Raw genomic sequence first — 19135 nt, 5'->3', positions numbered from 1 at the left:
TAGCTGCTAGCGCTTGATGGACAGGCGGTAGAGGCTATTTTGGGTCTGTTTTTTGTGACGAAACCATTGGCGACACAGGCAACACCCGAAACGCCATCGACGCCAGCGCCAGCCAGGCCGCAATCGCCAGCATGACCGCAGTGTGCGCATCCCAGCCCAGGCGCTGCGCCCCGGTGGCCACGATGCCGGTGAACCACTGCATCAGCGCCACGCCCAGGAACATCGCCATCGTGTAGGCCGACAAGGCCCGGCCGGTGAGCGCGGGCGGGTACGAGGCGCGCACATCGGCGTACTGCAACACGCCGTAGCCCGACAGCAGCCCCATCAGCAAAATCAGCACCACGCTGGCCGCAGGGTGCACCCGCAAAAAGGCCAGCAGCGCGAACAGCCCGGCCATCAGCAGCGAGGCATTGCCAATCCACCATCGGCGGCGGCCGACGCCCGGGTCCAGCCGACCTGCCAGCCCGGGGGCAAACAGCGCAATCAGCGACAGGCCCAGCGCGACGTTGCCGCTGTCCACCAGCGTGAGGTGGTAGCGGTCCATCAGCAGCGGTGCCAGCCACAGGCCCCGCAGCGACAAAAATGCAGCGTAGCCCGACATGCCCAGCAGCAGGATGCCCCAGGTGTGCGGCACCGTGAGCAGCTGGCCAAAACCCAGCAGCGCCTGGCCCCAGCTTTCGCGCTGCGCCGGGGGCGGCACCAGCGGGGCGGGCTCGTGCACCCGCAGCCAGATCAGCAGCCACGACAGCGCGCTGAGCACTGCCAGCACGGCATAGCCAGTGCGCCAGCCGCCGCCGTGCTGCACCAGCCAGGCCAGCGGTGTGCCAGTGAACAGCAGGCCCAGCCCACCCACACCCATGGCCACGCCCGACAGGTAGGCAAACCGGTCGGCCGGGAAATGCCGCGCAATGAACAGCGTGCAGGCCAGAAACGCGGGTGAGCAGCCCACGCCAATCATCAGCTGGCCCACCATCAACCACGCATAGCCGGGCGCTGCCGCCGAGAGCGCGGCCCCGCCAATCGCCAGCGGGAAGGCGGTGAGCACCGTGCGCCGCAGGCCCCACAGGTCCAACCCCACACCCATCAGCAACTGGGCCACGCCGAACGACAGGCCGAACAGCCCGGCAAAGGCCCCCAGCGAACCCGGCGATAGCCCGAACTCGGCAGTCAGCCCCTGGGCCAGGATGGCGGTGGTGGTGCGAAACGCCTGGCTCAGCGCAAACCCGCTGAGCAGCGTGAGCAGCATGGCCCACAGCACGCGCGTCGGCGGGCGGCCGCTGTCTGCCGTGGGTGTCGGCGCAGGTGCCGATGCCGCCGCAGGCGTGGACCTGGGCGTTGTCGGCGGGGCCGAGGGGCTACCGCTCACTGCCGCCAAAAGAACACCGCCGCCATCACCAGCCCGGTGGCGACGATGCCCCAGCGCAGCACGTTGGCAGGCAGCTTGCGCGCCACGCGGGCGCCGCCGTAGCCGCCGGCGGTGGCGGCCACCATCATCATCAGCGCCTGGGGCCACAACACGATGCCGCCCGCCGCGTAGATGGCCACCGCAATCGCGGTGAGCAGGGCCGAGACCAGGTTCTTCATGCCGTTCATGGCGTTGAGCTGGGTTTGCCCCAGCAGGCCAAACAGCGCCAGCAGCAAGATGCCCAGCCCGCCGTTGAAGTAGCCGCCATACCCCGCCACCGCCAGCATGCCCAGGGCCGCCTTCCACGGCGCGGCGGGGCCATGGGCAGACGCACCGGCCCACTGGCGCAGCCGGGGGCCCAGCGCAAACATCGCCGTGGCCGCCAGCAGCAGCCAGGGCACGACCTTGCGGAAGGTGGCGTCGGGCGTGATCAGCAGCAGCGCAGCCCCGGCCGATCCGCCAATAAGGGCCAGCAGCACCACCGCCCGCATGGACAGGCCGGGCGGCGGCTGCATATCCTCCTTAAACCCCCATGCCCCCGCCATGTAGCCCGGCAACAGCGCCACCGTGCCCGTGGCATTGGCCACCACGGGGGGCACGCCGGTGAAGACGAGGGCTGGCAGGGTCAGAAAGCTGCCGCCTCCGGCAACGGCATTGAGGGCGCCGGCGATGAAGGCGGCGGTGACGAGCAGGGCGGTTTCCAAAGTATCTCCTTGGCCACGGCGTGGCGCGCGCGGCATTGCACCGATGTTAGGTGGAGATTCTGGGCTGTTGAGTCCGGATTGCGACTGTAAAAGGTGCGGCTGCTTTGCCTGCAGCTGCGTTTTAAAGCTGCCTTGAAAAGTAGGCTGTCCGCCGAGTCGCGGGGGAGCCGTGCGGTCGATCAGGCCGCGTAGGGGTCTTCAAAGCCCAGCTCTTGCAGGATGTCGGTCTCGTACGCCTCCATCTCCTCGGCGTCGGCCTCGCTCGTTTCATGGTCCCAGCCCTGGGCATGCAGCGTGCCATGCACCAGCATGTGGGCGTAGTGCTCTTCCAGGCTCTTGTTCTGCTCCTTCGCCTCGCGCTCGATCACCGGGGCGCACAGCACCAAGTCGGCGGTCACCACCGGCTCTTGGGTGTAGTCGAACGTGAGCACGTTGGTGGCGTAGTCCTTGTGGCGGTATTCGCGGTTGAGCTGCTGGCCTTCTTCGGCGCCCACGATGCGCACGGTGATCTCCGCGTCGGTGGCCAGTGCGTGTCGAATCCAGCGCGTGACCTTGTGGCGCGGAAGCACGGCGCGGTGGGCGGCGACTCCATCAAAAGAGCCGAACTGCAGCGACAGGGAGAGTTGGTTCAGAGGCATAGGAGTGTTTTTAGCTGCTGTCGCCTGATGGGTTTTGTTTTGTTGCTATAAAAATGAAAGCGCTAGTCTCGACTGCGGGCCGCCACGGCGCGGCGCGGGGCGTCGTAGGCGTCCACGATGCGTGCCACCAGCGGGTGGCGCACCACGTCGGCGCTGGTGAAGTGGGTGATGGCAATGCCTTTCACACGTTTCAGTACGCGTTCTGCGTCCACCAGCCCGCTCATCGCGCCTTTGGGCAGGTCGATCTGGCTCACGTCGCCCGTGACCACGGCGCGCGATCCGAAGCCGATGCGGGTGAGGAACATCTTCATCTGCTCGGGGGTGGTGTTCTGGGCTTCGTCCAGGATCACGAAGGCGTTGTTCAGCGTGCGCCCGCGCATGAAGGCCAGCGGCGCGATCTCAATGGCGTTGCGCTCAAACGCTTTCTGCACCTTGTCATGCCCCATCAGTTCGTAGAGCGCGTCGTACAGCGGCCGCAGGTACGGGTCCACCTTCTGGGCCAGGTCGCCAGGCAGAAAGCCCAGGCGCTCGCCCGCCTCCACGGCCGGGCGGGTCAGCACGATGCGCTGCACGCTGCTGCGCTCCAGCGCATCCACAGCGCTGGCCACGGCCAGGTAGGTCTTACCCGTGCCGGCGGGGCCGATGCCGAAGGTGATGTCGTGCGTGGCGATGTTCTGCAGGTACAGGCTCTGGGTGGCAGTCCGTCCGCGCAGGTCGGCCCGGCGGGTGTTGAGCACGATGGCGTCGTCCGGCGCTTCCAGCAACCCGCTGTCGCCTGCCAGCATGAGCTGGATATGGTCTTCCGGGATGGGGCGCTCTGCGATCTCGTACAAGGCCTGCAGCAGTTCCATCGCCTGGGTGGCCTTGGCCTTGGGACCGTCCACCTTGAACTGCTCGTGCCGGTGCGCAATGCTGACCTGCAGCGCCTCTTCGATGGTGCGCAGGTGGATGTCGGCCGGGCCACACAGGTGGGTCAGCCGGGTGTTGTTGTGGGGAGTGAAGGTGTGGCGCAGGATCACGCTGATAATTCCCGTCAGGCAAAGGAAATGGCCACATGGCGCATGCCGTGTGGCAATGCCGCGCGGCTCGCCAGCGTCGGCAAAAGGACATCAATGATAGGCAAATTGACCGGCACCCTGCTGGAGAAGAATCCCCCCGAGGTGCTGCTGGACTGCAATGGCGTCGGTTACGAGGTGAATGTGCCCATGAGCACGTTCTACAACCTGCCCGCTGTGGGCGAGCGCGTGAGCCTGCTCACGCAGTTCATCGTGCGCGAGGATGCACAGCTGCTGTATGGCTTTGCGACCGCCCCCGAGCGCCAGGCGTTTCGCGAGCTGATCAAGATATCGGGCGTGGGGCCGCGCACCGCGCTGTCGATCCTGAGCGGCATGGGTGTGGGCGACCTGGCCCAGGCGATTTCGCTGCAGGAGGCGGGGCGTCTGGTCAAGGTGCCGGGCATTGGCAAGAAGACCGCTGAGCGCCTGCTGCTGGAGCTCAAGGGCAAGCTCGGGACGGACATGGGAGCCGTGCGCGGCGCTGCCACCAGCGATGCGCAGGCCGACATCCTGCAGGCACTGTTGGCTTTGGGCTACAACGACAAAGAAGCGGCGGCGGCACTCAAGGCGCTGCCTGCGGAGGTGGGGGTGAGTGAGGGGATCAAGATGGCGCTGAAGGCGTTGGCGAAGTAGCGGCATAAGCCTGTACCAGTGGGGTGGTTTCGGTGTCCAATGGCAGGCTAACGCTTGAGTTTTTAGGGGGAAGCGATGAAAAGTGGTGTTTTGGTGCGCGTAAGCGCTGTTGTCGCTGCTGCGGTTGTCTTGCTGGCAGGTTGCGGCGGTAGTGGAGCTGAGGGAGGGGTAGCGTCGTCCAGCGCGTCTTTGCTGGTGTTGCAGATGGACGGCAGGGTGCAGCCCGCCAGCGCGGACCAGGGCGTTGCCAGCGTTAAGTCGCGCAGCGCTTTGGTGGCTCCCCCCCCTGCACGGGTGACTCTCGACGCGCTGGCTCCATCCAAGATGGAAACTCTCGCTGGCGGAATCGGACCCCGCCAGGTGGGGGTGTCCCGGGACGTAGTTGCCACCGAGGCAGCTGCGCAGACTCGGCAGCAGTTTCAGTGGACGGCGGCAGCCAATGGCACTCGCGTGGCCGCCATCAGTTTCACGGCACAAGGTGCGCATGGCCTGCGTCTCGGCGTGGTGGCCAAGCAATTGGCTCCCGGAACCTTGCTGCGTGTCTATAGCCAAGCCAACGCCGGGAGTGTGCTCCAGATTTCTGGCCAGGAAGTCCTGCAACGCATTCAATTGAACCTGCAGGCGGGCGACACCTCCTTGAATGGCCAGACATGGTGGACTCCCGATCTTGGATCGGACGAAGTAACGCTGGAAGTGGAGCTGCCACCGGGTGTGTCTGAGGATGCGATGGACATTTCAGTCCCACGTGTATCGCACATCTTCGAGAACCTGTCGGTTCCTGCCGAAGGCGAAATGACGGCCAAGATCAACGAATCGGCATCGTGCCAACTGGACGCAACCTGCTATGACGCCTACGCGAACCAGCGCAATGCAGTCGCCCGCATGTTGTTTACGTCTGACGGCAATTCCTACCTGTGCACCGGAACCTTGCTCAATGACAGCCAGTCTTCGGGGACGCCTTATTTTCTGACTGCCAACCACTGCATATCGACGCAAGCTGAAGCAACGTCCTTGCAGACAGACTGGTTTTATCGGGCGCCCACATGCAACAGTCGCACTTTGTCGGATGCGACCACCAAGCGCGTCAACGGTGCTGCATTGCTCTACGCATCGTCCAGTACCGACACCGCGCTGCTCAGGCTCAATGACACGCCGCCAGCCGGCGCTTATTTTGCTGGGTGGGATGCTGCGGCCGTTGATACGGGCGCATCGGTCGTGGGCTTGCATCACCCCCGTGGCGATTTGCTCAAATTCAGCATGGGTGCCGTGAGCGGCCAGACTGCATGCTTTCCGACCAGTGCAACACAATTCTCTTGTGGCGGCACCACCGGCAACTATTACCGTGTGAACTGGAGTCAGGGGACCACGGAAAGTGGCAGCAGCGGTTCTGCACTTTTCAAGGGCGGTTCCCAGGTTGTTGGTACTCTGTATGGCGGCAGTTCCAGTTGCACGGCCACAACGGCGCCGGAATACTACGGACGGTTTGATGTCGCCTTCAATGCCGCTATGAAGAATTGGCTGTCGCCTTCGACTGGCCAGCCCCCAGTGGCATCTACCGGCAACCGTGTAGCTGTGTACCGTTTTTACAACGGCACGACGGGAGCCCATTTCTTCACAGCCAGTCCGGCGGAGCGCGATAACACATTGCAAAAATTTCCGGCGTTCGCTTACGAAGGAGTGGCTTTCTATGCACAAGCCATAACGCAAACGGGGAACAGCCCGGTGTATCGCTTTTATGGAACCAAGGGTGGAGCACATTTCTACACGATCAGTGCGGCCGAGAGGGATGCTTTGCTGGGCAGCAATTCAGACTTCAAGTATGAAGGTGTTACTTGGTTTGCGAGCACCAGCGCTGCGGCAGGCGGCATGCCCCTGTACCGTTTCTATTTGCCTGCCAAGGGCGTTCATTTCTACACAATAAATTTGGCTGAGCGCGACTACCTCATTGCCAATGCTCCCAGCTATCGTTACGAGGGCATTGGCTACTACGCGTGGACGGGCCTGTAATGCTCAGCAAGCTGGCGCAATGACCATCCAAACCGACGATTTCGCCCCCGCCCCCACCAAACGTGTTGTCTCCGCAGCGCCCAGCTCCCCCCAAGAGGAGGCCATTGAGCGGGCCCTGCGGCCCAAGCTGCTGCAGGAGTACGTGGGCCAGGCCAAGGCGCGGGAGCAGCTTGAAATCTTCATCGGTGCGGCCAAAAAGCGCGAAGAGGCGCTGGACCATGTGCTGCTGTTCGGCCCGCCGGGCCTGGGCAAGACCACGCTGTCGCACATCATCGCGGCCGAACTGGGGGTCAACCTGCGCCAGACCAGTGGCCCCGTGCTCGAAAAGCCCAAGGACCTGGCGGCGCTGCTGACCAACCTTGAAAAGAACGACGTTCTTTTCATTGACGAGATCCACCGCCTGTCGCCCGTGGTCGAGGAAATCCTTTACCCGGCGCTGGAGGACTACCAGATCGACATCATGATCGGCGAAGGGCCCGCCGCGCGCAGCATCAAACTCGACCTGCAGCCCTTCACCCTGGTGGGCGCTACCACGCGTGCGGGCATGTTGACCAACCCGCTGCGCGACCGTTTCGGCATCGTCGCGCGGCTGGAGTTCTACACGGCCGAAGAGCTGGCGCGCATCGTCAAGCGCAGCGCAGGCCTGCTCAACGCGCCCATGGATGACGACGGCGGCTTTGAAATCGCCCGCCGCTCGCGTGGCACGCCGCGCATTGCCAACCGGCTGCTGCGCCGCGTGCGCGACTACGCCGAGGTTAAGGGCGATGGCCGCATCACCAAGACCATCGCTGACAAGGCGCTGGCCATGCTTGACGTGGACCCACAAGGCTTTGACGTGATGGACCGCAAGCTGCTTGAAGCCGTGATCCACCGCTTTGACGGTGGCCCCGTGGGGCTGGACAACATCGCCGCCAGCATTGGCGAAGAGGCGGGCACCATCGAAGACGTGATCGAGCCCTACCTGATCCAGCAGGGCTTTTTGCAGCGCACGCCCCGTGGGCGGATTGCCACGCTCGCGGCCTTCCGCCACCTGGGGCTGCAGCCCCCGGCGCAGCGCAGCAACCCCGATATGTTCGGGGCCTGAGCCCCAGGCACAGGCTGGCAGCGCAGGCGATGGCGCGGCAACGGCGGCGTGGCCGCAAACACCTTTCTCCCCGCAAAAAGTCCGGCCCCCCGCTGCAGGACGAAGACTTCGCGGCCCTGATCGGCCTGAACCCCTTTCAATGGACCGTGCAGCATTTGGCGCTGGTGCTGGCGTGCGCCAGCGTGGTGTTGCACGCCTTCATCACGCTGTGCTACGGCGTGGCGCCTTTGTTCATCGGCGCGCCTGTGAGCCTGGTGGGCTTGCCTGCGCTGGTCTGGCTGGTGGCCGACGGGGTTTGGGCCTGGGCCCTGGTATGCACGCTGCGCAGGCGCTGGGGCCCGCCGCGCGATCTGCCCGTGGACCCACGTTCCGCCTGGCGCTATGGCAGCGGGTTCTGCCTGGCGGCCGTGGCCGTGGGGCTGGCGGTGGCGGGCGCGTGGCAGCCCATGTGGCGCGGTCTGGCGGGAGCGGGGGCTTCCTGGCCGTTGTGGCCGGTGCAAGTGGCACTGCCGGTGTGCCTGCCGCTGGCGCAGGAGCCTTTGGCGGGTGCAGCCATCGCAGTGGCGTTTGGTGCGCTGATGGTCAGTGTGGTGGCGCTCAAGTGGCTGGGGCTGGCCCGGCTGTTCCTGCTGCTGGTGGCTGTGAGCCTGGCGGCGTTTGCCGCGTGGGTCTGGGGCGAAGCCTGCGTGCGGTTCGCGGGCGCCCGTGGGCTGGCGGGTGTGGCCCTGCCTGCCATCCAGGCCGAGGCCCTGGCGGCACCCGCTGACTTCAACGCCTGGGTCTGGGCCCTGTGGTGGATCGGCGTGTTGCTGTGGCTGGCTGCGGCCTCAGCCGTGGCGGGCATCTTCCACCTGCCGCGCGTGGCCCTGGAGGCCATGCGGCACCGGGCATGATGCACGCAGGGCCGCTGCAGCGGCGGGTTGGCCTCAGACCGTGGCGGCTGCCGAGGGGGTTGCCTGGTGCGAACGGCCGGGGGCGCTGTTGCCCGTCTGCTGCCCCAGCAGCCAGCCCCCCACGATGAGCGCCTGCGCCGCGTAGTACGTGGACAAGACCCACACCTGCGACCAGGGCAGGGGCTGCACAAAACGGTTGGTGGCCAGCAGCGAATCGCTCAGCATGAAGAAACCCGCGCCCATGGCGACCAGCAGCGCAGGCCCATCGCGCAGCACGGTGGCCCGCCCGATGGCCTGGGCCGCCATCAGCGCAATCACCAGCACGTAAGCCGCCACGGGTGCTCGCAGCGCGGGCGGCAGGCCACCCGTCCACAAAAACGCGTACATCGCCACGCCAATGCCCAGTGTGGCCACCAGCGCGCCCCGGTGCGGAAACCAGCACTGTCCGCGTTTGAACAGCGCCACATAAAACAGGTGCGCCACCAGAAAGCTCACCAGCCCCGGGATGAAGAAACCCGGAACCATCAAAAACACATCGCCTGCCAGCGACCCGGCCAGCGCAGCCGCCATCAGCCACCAGTTCTTGTGGTCAAAATGGCCTTCTCCGCTCAATGGGTGAGCGCTAAAAGCTATCAAAACAATAGCAATCGCCATTGTCAGAGGCTTGAAGATCCAGTGCCATTCGGTCAGCCCCAGCGCACTGGTGGCGGTGGCCAGGGCGGCGCTCTGCAGCATCAGCGCCATCCACATGCCGATGCGCCCCTGCATCACGGCGCCCAGCGCCCACTGGCTGACCAGCAGCACGGCAAACCAGATCGCGTTGTGCGTCAGCGGCGCCGCGTCGGCCTGCCACAGGAAGGCCGCCACCCCGGCCAGCAAGATGCCAAACTGCACCAGCGCAAACCCCTGCACGGTGCGCGACATGGGCGGGTGGTACAGCTGCATCTGCGCCATGCTGAAGGCGGGCTTGGGAAAACGCTCCGCCACATCCGCAGGCCGCCAGCCCGGTGGTTTGATCCAGACCTTGAGCTTGTCGAGCCAGTTGCGCGCGTGCCAGCTGTCGTGCGCCAGGCCCGCATACACCTGGGCGTTGGCCCACAGCGGGTCCCAGCTGTTGAGCAAGCCGCGCGTGCCATACACGCACCGCTCCTGTTCGTCTTCATCCTTGAAGGTGCCGAACATCCGGTCCCACACGATCAGGACGCCGCCATAGTTCTTGTCCAGGTAGGCGTCGTTCACCGCGTGGTGCACGCGGTGGTTGCTCGGGCTGCAGAACCAGCGGTCAAACCAGCCCAGGCGACCTACCTGCTCGGTGTGTACCCAGAACTGGTACAGCAGGTCGATGAGCGCCACGATCGCAAACACCAGCGGCGGTACGCCCGCCAGCGCCATGGGCACATAGAAGATCCAGCCCAGCAGCGCGCCCGAACTCGTCTGGCGCAGCGCGGTGCTGAGGTTGTAGTCCTGGCTCTGGTGGTGCACCGCATGCGCGGCCCACAGCACGGCCGATTCATGCCCCATGCGGTGCAGCCAGTAGTAGCAGAAGTCATAGAACACCAGTGCCAGCAGCCAGCCCGGCAGGCTGGTCCAGAAGGCATCGTTGCGCCACAGCGCCACATGCTCGAACAGGGCGGTGTAGATGCCGATGCGCAGCAGCCGGGTGAACACCGCGCTGGTCTGGCTGAGAGCCCCAAGGCTGATGCTGCTCACGGCATCGGCCAGGCGGTAGGTGTTGCGCTGGCGCTTGTAGCCAACGGCCAGTTCGATGGCGATCAGCAGGAAGAAGACCGGGGTGGCAAAGACGATGATCTGGCTAGGGCTCATAAGTAAATCCTCATGATTCTCAACCGAACATGTACTTGATAGTGTGCGCAACAACCCTTAAGGATGCTTTGTACAGAGCGAGCGGCAGTTGCATACTGTCGTGCCGGGATGAGCGGCGTGGACCGCACAAACGAGGTACATCGCTGAAGCCGAAGCAAATCTCAAGCTGCAGCTGTTATCTAAATTGACTATACGCCGTTGTGTGGTTATTGACGCGGCTATGGCAGTATCACTGCTTTGGAGGGGTGATGATTAAATATTTTCCATATTTAAATTCAGATCCAGGGGGGGCGATTTCCCCAAGTAGCACCCGTCCATCCGGCGCGACCCCCAGAAGTCTTAATTCACCACCGAACCCGCCTGCAATGTCCTGCAGAGAACCGTCTGCATTTCGGCGCTTCAGATATGAAAATGAGAAAGACCCTCGGGTCAACAAATATAATTGTGCGCCGTGACTGGCCAGTCCCAGTACACCTCGTGACCCAAAGCTGATTGGCTCTATAACTCTTGCCGGAGTAATGCGGTAGTCGTGTACTGCGATGGGGATTCCAGAAAAACTGACGAAAATTTCTCCCGCACAAATTGCCATGCTGCGGTAAGAATTTCGATAGTCCAATATCGCAGGAATGTCTTGATCGGGTGGCGTCAGTGTGTCCACAAATTTTTTCAGAACACCCGTTGTGGAGATTTCAAATATGGCGCCGGAGTTAAAGTTAAGTATAAAAATATTTCCATTCAATCCTTCGGCGATGGCGTGCGGAGTTATTCTTGTTGGAGCATTTTCGGAGTTGTAGATAAGGGTTGTTTCACCATTTTGCGCCACGCGATGAACTCGCCCTCCCATGCCCCAAACGGTGTTAATAATTCCATTGCCGCCTGAATAAACTTCTGCGACGTAGAGGTTGCCATCAGAGTGCTCAAGGATCGAAACATCGTATGGAGTGTCTTTGAACCCTGGATTTCCCGGCACGTCTCTCGCCAATTCAAGACGTTCTATGGTTCCTCGCAAGGGCACCATAGCACCTTGCTGATTTTTTCGGCTCAGTTCGCGATTGCTCGTATTCCAAATCCACAGATCACCACTGTTGCTGAGGCCAATGCATCGCTCAGCTTGCGCCAGATTTGCCAAAGCACCTGTGGCAACCGCAACTCCTTCAACCCAGGCCGCCTCCACTGACAGTTTGGCGGCGTTGGATTGAACGGAGCCCCCGGCGTTGGTAGCGACAAGCGAGAAGCTCGCTCCTGAGTCCGCTAAAGCCACGCTCGAAAGGGATAGGACGTTATCAGTAGCGCCGGCGATGGGGGCTCCGTTTCGAAGCCACTGGTAGGTAAGAGGCGTTTCGGAATGCACGGTTGCGCTAAACACCGCTGTATGACCTTCGGGTGCTGACGTGTCAGATGGATGAGATTGGATTGTTGGAAGTGCTGGTGGCTGAGAGTCGCTCCCTCCTCCTCCGCATGCGGAAAGCAGCACAGCGAGAGAAGTCAGAGACGCAGTCCTACGAGTAATTGAGCTACTCAACAATGCAGGGGGGCCAAATTTCATTTGCACCTCAAATAATGTTTGAAAGCTGCGATGTTAGGAGGGGCACCCAGGGGGGCGAGCTATTTCACAAAGTGTTTCCGTTTCTTTCCCTGTTGGAAATGTCGTTCAGCACAGAGCGCCCCTGGCATCGACCCGGATGATGCGCTCCACCGTGCCCGTCGCCAGGCCACCGCGCACGCCGATCAGAAAGTCGTGCAGGTTCACCGTCGGGTCGCAGTGGCCGGGGATGAGCCAGAGCATGCGGCCCAGCGTGGGCAGGCGGGCCTCGGGGCCGTCAGCGTAGAGCAGGCCATGTTCATCCCCGCCGTTGCCATAGCGCAGCGCATGCCCGGGGGGCAGCAGGGCCACGGTGGGCAGGCCGGAGTCGATGGCGTGGCTCTTGTGGCCCGCGTCGCACACCGCGTGGGTGTCGCGCACCGACACCACCTGGGTCTTGACGAACAGCGCGTGTTCAAACGCGGGCTGTGCGGGCTCGCGTTCGTTGCGGGCGTAGTCCGCGTCCATGAACATGAAGGAGCCCGCCTGCAGCTCGCCGAACACGCCGCTGGCGGCCTCGTGCACCAGGGTGCCGGTGCCCGAGCCGGTGATCAGCGGCACGGTCAGGCCCTCGGCCTCGATGAGCTGGCGAGTGTGGTTGGCAGCGCGCACCACCTGGGCAATGGCCTCGCGGCGGCCCACGCTGCTGCCCAGGTGCTGGGCACGGCCATGGTAGGCCTGCAGGCCTGCAAAACGCAGGCGCGGGCTGCGCGAAACGGCCAACGCCAGGGGCACGGCGGCCTCGCCGGGCGGCACGCCGCAGCGGCCCTGGCCCACGTCGATCTCCACCAGCACATCGATGCCTGCATCGCTGCCGTGCTGCGCCATGGCCTCGGCCAGGCGCTCGATGCCTTCGGGGTGGTCCACCGCCACGCCCAGGCGCCCGCCGCGTGCCGCCAGCTGGGCGGCCAGCCGCGCCACACGGTGCAGCTTGGGCATGGCGACCACCTGGTTGGTGATGGTGATGTCCAGCACGCCCCCGGCGGCCAGCGCCTCGGCCTCGGCCACCTTCTGCACACACACGCCCTGCGCGCCCGCCTGCTGCTGCAGCAGGGCCAGTTCAGCGCTTTTGTGCATCTTGGCGTGGGGGCGCCAGCGCACATGGTGCTTGCGCGCAAAGTCGGCCATGCGCTGGATGTTGCGGTCCATGGCATCCAGATCCACCACCAGGGCAGGGGTGTCGATGAGGTCCACGCGTTGGCCGATGGTGGACTGCAGGGCTTCAGGAATGGGTTTCATCGCGTGCGGCTTGTTGGTCCAGGTGCTGCGTGTCGGCCCAGCCGACCAGGCTCAGGCCGCCTTCCGTCCACAGCAGGCGGTTGATGGCCGCATTGGAGAGTTGCCAGGTGCGGGGCGCCTGGATGTCCTGGCGCGTGGCCAGGCGGTAGAGCACATCGAGCACACCGCCGTGCGCCACCATCACCACCTGCTCGCCCAGGTGCCGTTGCGCCAGCTGGGCCACAGTGCGTTCGATGCGCCCCTGCAGCGTGACCAGCGACTCGCCGCCCTCGGGGGCGTAGTGCGGGTCGCGCTTGCGCCAGCGGTGGGCGTCCTCGGGCAGCTCGGCCTCGATCTCGGCAAAGGTGCGGCCCTGGAAATGGCCGAAGCTGCGCTCGCGCAGGCCGGTGTCCGTGGTCAGCGGTGCGCCCGTGGCGCGGGCCACGGCCTGGGCCGTGGCGTGGGCACGCTGCAGGTCGCTGGTGTAGATGGCGGCAATGGGCTCATCGGCGAGCGCGCGGGCGACCTGGTCGGCCTGCCACAGGCCCGTGTCGTTGAGCGGAATGTCCAGGTGGCCCTGGATGCGGGTATCCACGTTCCAGGCGGTCTCGCCGTGGCGGATGGCAACGATGCGGGTGGCTTGCATGCGGTGGGTGGCTGTGGGGAGTCAGGGGGCGGGCGGGGCCAGGGGCAGGCGCACCTGCCGGGGGCCCTGGGGCGGCTTCGGAAAGCCGTTGAGCGCGGCGTCGAACAGCACGCCGTACACGGCCGGGTCGCTCACCCACACATCCTCGTGCACGGCCGAGGTTTCGTACACCACGGCCTGGGTGCTGGCGTCGCGCATCACGATGCTGACCGCGCGGCGGTGCAGGGGCGTGGGTTCGCCAAAGCGCCACAGGCCATGCACGCCCCAGCCACCCCGGCCATACCAGCCGCCCATGCCCCAGGGGCCGGGGCCATATGCGCCATAGGGGCCATGAGGCCGGAAGGGGTCATAGCGCGGCACCGCATCGGCCTGCACGCCCAGCTGCACCAGCAGCCGGGGCGCGGCATCGTCGCGCTGCAGGCCTGCGCGGGCCAGGGCCTGCTCGGCCAGCGTGGCAATGGCGTCAAACGAGGGCGCCTGCTGCGAAGGCAGGCGCTCGATGCGGTAGGTGGCGGGCGCAGGTGCGGCTGCCAGCGTCGAGAAGCTCTGCACCTGGCCTTCGACCACGCGCGTGGTGCTGCAGCCTGCGAGCAGGGCGGCGGCCAGGCCGAGTGCAAGAAGGGGAATCCATCGGCGTTGGGCTGTCATGGTCAGAGGCTCCAGAAAAAGAGATCTCTGTGGGAGTGCCGCAGCCCGTCCGAGGTTCACGACAGCTGCACCACCTGCACGCCGGGCAAGGTGGGCGAGGGCGCCGCAAACTCTTCCTTGTCAAACGCCTTGTCGCCATCTTCGCTGGCGATGCCGGTGGCCCGGGCGTTCTTGAAGTCGTACAGGCCGCCGTCCAGCAGGTGCGAGGGCACCACGTTCTGCAGCGCGGTGAACATGTTCTCCACGCGGCCGGGGAATTTTTTCTCCCACTCGCGCAGCATCTCGCCCACCTGCTTGCGCTGCAGGTTCTCCTGGCTGCCGCACAGGTTGCAGGGAATGATGGGGAAGTCGCGGTGCGCGGACCAGCGCGCGGTGTCTTTCTCGGCCACGTAGGCCAGCGGGCGGATCACCACATGCTTGCCATCGTCGCTGACCAGCTTGGGCGGCATGCTCTTCATCTTGCCGCCAAAGAACATGTTGAGCAGCAGGGTCTGCAGGATGTCGTCGCGGTGGTGGCCCAGCGCGATCTTGGTGCAGCCCAGCTCGTCGGCCACGCGGTAGAGGATGCCCCGGCGCAGGCGGCTGCACAGGCTGCAGGTGGTCTTGCCCTCGGGGATCAACTTCTTGACGATGCTGTAGGTGTCTTCGTTCTCGATGTGGAAGGGCACGCCGGTGCTCTTCAGGTACTCGGGCAGCACATGCTCGGGGAATCCGGGCTGCTTCTGGTCCAGGTTCACAGCCACCAGATCAAAGTGGATGGGCGCGCGGGCCTTGAGCTTGAGCAGGATGTCCAGCAGCGTGTAGCTATCCTTGCCGCCGGACATGCACACCATGACCTTGTCGCCCTCTTCGATCATGTTGAAGTCCACGATCGCCTTGCCGACCTCGCGGCACAGGCGCTTTTCGAGCTTGTGGGTCTCGCGCTCGATCTTGATCTCGGGGCGTGGTGCGGTGGCGGGCGCGGGGGCGGCCACGGCGGGGGCTTCGGCTTCTGTCCAGACGGTACTCATCCCCCGATTGTCTCATTCCCGCTGTTTTTTGCGGTGCAGGCGGCTGCTCAGGGGGCGCGGCCGCAGGGGGCTCACCACTGCCCGGTTTCCACCCTGATCGCCACTTCGCAGTCGTCAAAGATCTCCAGCTTGGCGATCTTCACGCGCACACCCAGAACTCCGGGCAGCTGCATGAGGCGGTTGGCCAGCTTGCCGATCAGGCTCTCCAGCAGGTTCACATGCTCGGCGCGGCACTCGTCGATGATGATCTGGCGCACCTTGCGGTAGTCCAGCACATGCAGGATGTCGTCGTCGCGTGGGGTGAGCGGCTGCACACCCAGGCTCAGCTCGGCATCGACCTGGATGGGTTGCGGGTCGGTCTTTTCGTGGTCGAGGATGCCCAGGTTGGCATCAAAGCGCAGCCCGGTGAGCGTAAGGATCTGGGTGCCTGCAGCGTAGGTCATGAATAGGTCCTGGCGTGAGCGGGTGCTCACATCAAAGAAAAATCGCGGTCAAACTTCATCAGGTGCTGGCCGCCATCGACCAGCAGCGTGGTGCCGGTGATCGACCGGTTCTCCAGCGCAAACTTCACGGTGGCCGCCACGTCCTCGGCGGTGGACGAGCGCCCCAGGGGCGAGAGCGCATGCAGCTGGGCAAACTTGTCGTCGCTGAGCATGTGGCTCGTGAGCGTGAGGCCCGGCGCCACGCCCACCACCCGCACGCGCGGTGCCAGCGCCAGCGCCAGCATGGTGCCAGCCGCTTCCAGCGCGGCCTTGGACAGCGTGTAGCTCACAAAATCGGGGTTCTGGTTCCAGAGCTTCTGGTCCAGCAGGTTGACCACGGCGCCCTGCGCGTCGGCCTCACCTGCCGCCACGCGGTCGGCCACATGCTGGTGCAGGGCCTGGGCCAGCAGCACCGGGGCGGCGGTGTTGCTGCGCAGGTGTTTTTCGAGTGCGGCAAAACCAAAGGTGGCGGCGTTGTCGTGCTCGAACAGCGAGGCACTGTTGACCACCGCATCCACACCGCCGAAATGCGCCACCACGCGGGGCAACAGGCCACGCACGGCGGCCTCGTCTTCAAAATCTGCATCAAAAAGGGCACTGCCGCCCGTCAGTTGTGCGCAAGCAGCTACGGTATTCATAGCATCCTGCCGTGACGAGCGGTAGTGCACCGCCACCTGCCAGCCACCCGCCGCCAGCGCCAGCGCAATGCTGCGGCCCAGGCGCTTGGCGGCGCCGGTGACCAGCACGGTGCGGGGGCGGGAGGGCGGGGAAGAGGGGGGCATGTGGGGGACAATGCGGGCCGTGACCCAAAGACCCGACAGTTTAACGACCGCCCTGCACCAGCACATCGCCCAGGCCATTGCCGCCGAAGGCGGCTGGCTGGGGTTTGACCGCTTCATGGCGCTGGCCCTCTACACCCCCGGCCTGGGCTACTACGCCAACGACTCCACCAAGTTCGGCGCCATGCCCGAGTCGGGCAGCGACTTTGTGACCGCGCCCGAGATGACCTCCCTGTTCGGCCAGACCCTGGCCGCGCAGGTGGGCGAGGCGCTCGCGCAGACCGGGACCGACGAGGTGTGGGAGTTCGGCGCGGGCTCCGGCGCGCTGGCGCTTCAACTGCTCGACACCCTGGGCGACCAGGTGCAGCGCTACACCATCGTCGATCTGTCAGGCAGCCTGCGCGCGCGCCAGCAGGCCAGGCTGGTGGCCCACGCCCACAAGCTGCGCTGGGTGGATGCGCTGCCTGAGCACATCGAAGGCGTGGTGGTGGGCAACGAGGTGCTGGACGCCATGCCCGTGCAACTGCTCGCGCGCCATGGCGGCCAGCAGGGCGGGGTGTGGCACGAACGCGGCGTGGTGGTGGAGGACGACGGCCGCTTCGCCTGGGCCGACCGCCCCACGGCCCTGCGCCCGCCCCTCGACATCGAAGGCCCGCAGGACTACCTGACCGAGATCCACGCCCAGGGCGAAGGCTTCATGCGCATGCTGGCCGACCGGCTCACGCGTGGCGCAGCCTTTTTGCTGGACTACGGCTTTGGCGAAAGCGAGTACTACCACCCCCAGCGCCACATGGGCACGGTGATGTGCCACCAGGGGCACCTGGCCGATGGTGACCCGCTGGTGGCGGTGGGCTTGAAGGACATCACCGCCCACGTCAACTTCACCGCCATGGCGCTGGCGGCGCAGGAGTCGGGCCTGAACGTGCTGGGCTACACCACGCAGGCGCATTTCCTCATCAACTGTGGTTTGCTCTCAAAAATGGAGCAGCTACCGCAAGAGGGACGGGCGACAGCGGCCAAATTGATCATGGAGCACGAGATGGGCGAGCTGTTCAAGGTGCTGGCCGTGGGCGCGGGCGAGGCCTGGGAGCCCATGGGCTTCAGCCACGGCGACCGCTCGCACCGGCTGTAGGCCCGCTTGCTCCCACTGCGCGTCACACGCAGCGCGCAATGGCCTGCCCCAGCAGGTCCAGCCCCTGGTCGATCTCGGCATCGCTCACCGTGAGCGGCGGGGCAATGCGGAACACACCGCCCATGCCGGGCAGCTGCACCACGTTCATCGACAGGCCAAGCGCCATGCATTCGCGCGTGATGGCCGCGCCCAGGCCGTCGGCGGGTTCCTTGGTTGCGCGGTTCTTCACGATCTCCATGCCCAGCAGCAGGCCACGCCCGCGCACATCGCCAATGCAGTCGTAGCGCTGTTGCAGCGCACGCAGCCCGGCCTCCAGCCGCGCACCGGCCACCTGCGCGCGCTTGGCCAGGCGGTCGCGCTCGACGATCTCCAGCACCTTGAGGCCGATGGCGGCGGGCAGCGGGTCGCTCACGTGGGTGGTGTAGAACAGGTAGCCACGCTCGTGCGCCTTGTCCTCGATCTCGGCGGTGGTGACGATGGCGGCCAGGGGCAGGCCCGCGCCCAGGGTTTTGGACAGCGTCAGGATGTCGGGCACCACGCCGTCGCGCTCGAACGCGAACATCGTGCCCGTGCGGCCCACGCCAGTCTGCGCCTCGTCCAGGATCAGCAGCATGCCGCGCTCCTCGCATTTCTTCTTGAGCGCGGCCAGGTAGCCCGGCGGCAGGACGATGATGCCGCCCGAACTGAGGATGGGCTCGGCAATGAACGCTGCCAGGCTGCCGCTGGACTGGCGGTCCACCAGGTCAAAGCCGTGGTCCAGCTCGGCCTGCCAGTCATACGCACCGCTCGCGTCAAAAAAGCGCGGCCGGTAGCCAAAGGGCGCGTTGATGGCCAGCGAGCCCGCTGCCGCCGGACCCACGCCACGCCGCCCCGCGCTGTAGGTGGCCGATGCCGCACCGCCCGTCATGCCGTGCCACGACTGGGCAAAACCCACGATCTCGTATTTGCCCGTGACCAGCTTGGCCATGCGGATGGCGGCCTCGTTGGACTCGGCGCCGGTGGTCAGCAGCAGGCTGCGTTCCAGCGCGCCGGGCGTCACCTCGGCCAGGCGCGTGGCCAGGTCCACCACGGGGCGCGAGAGCATGCCGCTGAACAAATGCTCCAGCCGGTGGGCGTAGTCGCCGAACACGGCGCTGATCTCGGGGTGGCAGTGGCCCAGCACGGCGCTCATCTGACCCGAGGTGAAGTCGAGAATGGGGCGGTCGTCCGCGTCGTACACATAGCTGCCCGCAGCGCGCTCGATCACCATGGGCGCAAAGCTGCCGCCGTAGCGCACCAGGTGCTGGCGGGCGCGGGCCCAGAAGGCGGGGTCGTCGTTGCGGGACATGGCAAGCTCCAAAAGAAAAGAGGGGTTGGCGGCCACTCTAGGCACTTGCATGGGTTCAGTAAAACGAA

Annotated in this window: 18 protein-coding genes; 5 read left to right on the top strand and 13 right to left on the bottom strand. The window is 65.3% G+C overall.

The genetic code is table 11. From position 1 onward, the window contains the following. Positions 1–34: 34 nt before the first annotated feature. From AvAM_RS20050 to AvAM_RS20035, 4 genes are all read right to left on the bottom strand, one after another. On the bottom strand, positions 35–1366 hold the full coding sequence (locus AvAM_RS20050) for a nitrate/nitrite transporter (protein WP_137748719.1): 1332 nt from the start codon (positions 1364–1366) through the stop codon (positions 35–37). After that, the gene (locus AvAM_RS20045) at positions 1363–2145 is read right to left on the bottom strand and encodes a sulfite exporter TauE/SafE family protein (protein ID WP_137748718.1); all 783 of its coding nucleotides are present in this window, start codon (positions 2143–2145) and stop codon (positions 1363–1365) included. Before AvAM_RS20045 ends, AvAM_RS20050 begins: the two co-directional genes overlap by 4 nt. Positions 2146–2288: 143 nt before the next feature. Continuing rightward, positions 2289–2747, bottom strand: a complete 459-nt coding sequence (ybeY, locus tag AvAM_RS20040; protein WP_137748717.1) for an rRNA maturation RNase YbeY — start codon at positions 2745–2747, stop codon at positions 2289–2291. 62 nt (positions 2748–2809) lie between these two features. After that, positions 2810–3766 carry a PhoH family protein gene (locus AvAM_RS20035; protein ID WP_137748716.1) on the bottom strand — a complete coding sequence of 319 codons (957 nt, stop codon included), beginning with the start codon at positions 3764–3766 and terminating at the stop codon, positions 2810–2812. Between the two features lie 93 nt (positions 3767–3859). On the opposite strand from AvAM_RS20035, the gene ruvA reads away from it, so the two are divergent. The 4 genes from ruvA to AvAM_RS20015 all read left to right on the top strand — a co-directional run bounded on the left by ruvA (position 3860) and on the right by AvAM_RS20015 (position 8419). Further along, positions 3860–4435 carry a Holliday junction branch migration protein RuvA gene (ruvA, locus tag AvAM_RS20030; protein ID WP_137748715.1) on the top strand — a complete coding sequence of 192 codons (576 nt, stop codon included), beginning with the start codon at positions 3860–3862 and terminating at the stop codon, positions 4433–4435. A gap of 450 nt (positions 4436–4885) precedes the next feature. Continuing rightward, on the top strand, positions 4886–6442 hold the full coding sequence (locus AvAM_RS20025) for a trypsin-like peptidase domain-containing protein (protein ID WP_307722884.1): 1557 nt from the start codon (positions 4886–4888) through the stop codon (positions 6440–6442). A 19-nt stretch (positions 6443–6461) separates the two neighbouring features. Further along, on the top strand, positions 6462–7526 hold the full coding sequence (gene ruvB / locus AvAM_RS20020) for a Holliday junction branch migration DNA helicase RuvB (RefSeq protein WP_137748713.1): 1065 nt from the start codon (positions 6462–6464) through the stop codon (positions 7524–7526). A 29-nt stretch (positions 7527–7555) separates the two neighbouring features. Beyond that, entirely contained in the window at positions 7556–8419 is an 864-nt protein-coding gene (locus AvAM_RS20015; RefSeq protein ID WP_137748712.1) for a hypothetical protein, read from the top strand. A gap of 33 nt (positions 8420–8452) precedes the next feature. Here AvAM_RS20015 and AvAM_RS20010 read toward each other — a convergent pair whose 3' ends face one another. The 8 genes from AvAM_RS20010 to AvAM_RS19975 all read right to left on the bottom strand — a co-directional run bounded on the left by AvAM_RS20010 (position 8453) and on the right by AvAM_RS19975 (position 16611). Next, positions 8453–10243, bottom strand: coding sequence for a lysoplasmalogenase family protein (locus tag AvAM_RS20010; RefSeq protein WP_137748711.1), 1791 nt, complete (start codon positions 10241–10243; stop codon positions 8453–8455). Between the two features lie 229 nt (positions 10244–10472). Next, entirely contained in the window at positions 10473–11504 is a 1032-nt protein-coding gene (locus AvAM_RS20005; RefSeq protein WP_171012347.1) for a hypothetical protein, read from the bottom strand. A 390-nt stretch (positions 11505–11894) separates the two neighbouring features. Then, positions 11895–13064 (bottom strand): DSD1 family PLP-dependent enzyme, encoded by a 1170-nt coding sequence (locus tag AvAM_RS20000; RefSeq protein ID WP_137748709.1) that lies wholly within the window; start codon positions 13062–13064, stop codon positions 11895–11897. Beyond that, positions 13048–13689, bottom strand: coding sequence for a histidine phosphatase family protein (locus AvAM_RS19995; protein WP_137748708.1), 642 nt, complete (start codon positions 13687–13689; stop codon positions 13048–13050). The genes AvAM_RS20000 and AvAM_RS19995 overlap by 17 nt, the downstream gene beginning before the upstream one ends. 21 nt (positions 13690–13710) lie before the next feature. Beyond that, on the bottom strand, positions 13711–14337 hold the full coding sequence (locus tag AvAM_RS19990; RefSeq protein ID WP_137748707.1) for a DUF4136 domain-containing protein: 627 nt from the start codon (positions 14335–14337) through the stop codon (positions 13711–13713). 56 nt (positions 14338–14393) lie between these two features. Next, entirely contained in the window at positions 14394–15347 is a 954-nt protein-coding gene (gene ttcA, locus AvAM_RS19985) for a tRNA 2-thiocytidine(32) synthetase TtcA (protein WP_249368252.1), read from the bottom strand. Between the two features lie 71 nt (positions 15348–15418). Beyond that, positions 15419–15790: a dihydroneopterin aldolase gene (locus AvAM_RS19980; protein WP_124512601.1), complete on the bottom strand. Its 372-nt coding sequence runs from the start codon at positions 15788–15790 to the stop codon at positions 15419–15421. 26 nt (positions 15791–15816) lie between these two features. After that, positions 15817–16611: an SDR family oxidoreductase gene (locus AvAM_RS19975; protein ID WP_137748706.1), complete on the bottom strand. Its 795-nt coding sequence runs from the start codon at positions 16609–16611 to the stop codon at positions 15817–15819. A gap of 10 nt (positions 16612–16621) precedes the next feature. Here AvAM_RS19975 and AvAM_RS19970 point away from each other — a divergent pair, with 10 nt between their 5' ends. Beyond that, positions 16622–17740 (top strand): class I SAM-dependent methyltransferase, encoded by a 1119-nt coding sequence (locus AvAM_RS19970; protein ID WP_137748879.1) that lies wholly within the window; start codon positions 16622–16624, stop codon positions 17738–17740. Positions 17741–17762: 22 nt separating this feature from the next. On the opposite strand, the gene AvAM_RS19965 is transcribed toward AvAM_RS19970, so the two are convergent. Continuing rightward, positions 17763–19067: an aspartate aminotransferase family protein gene (locus AvAM_RS19965; protein WP_137748705.1), complete on the bottom strand. Its 1305-nt coding sequence runs from the start codon at positions 19065–19067 to the stop codon at positions 17763–17765. Between the last annotated feature and the right edge of the window lie 68 nt (positions 19068–19135).

This window comes from Acidovorax sp. NB1 (assembly GCF_005405905.1).
Taxonomy (GTDB): Bacteria; Pseudomonadota; Gammaproteobacteria; order Burkholderiales; family Burkholderiaceae_C; genus Acidovorax.
The sequence above is the reverse complement of the archived record's forward strand: the minus strand, read 5'-3'. Positions and strand labels throughout refer to the sequence as shown.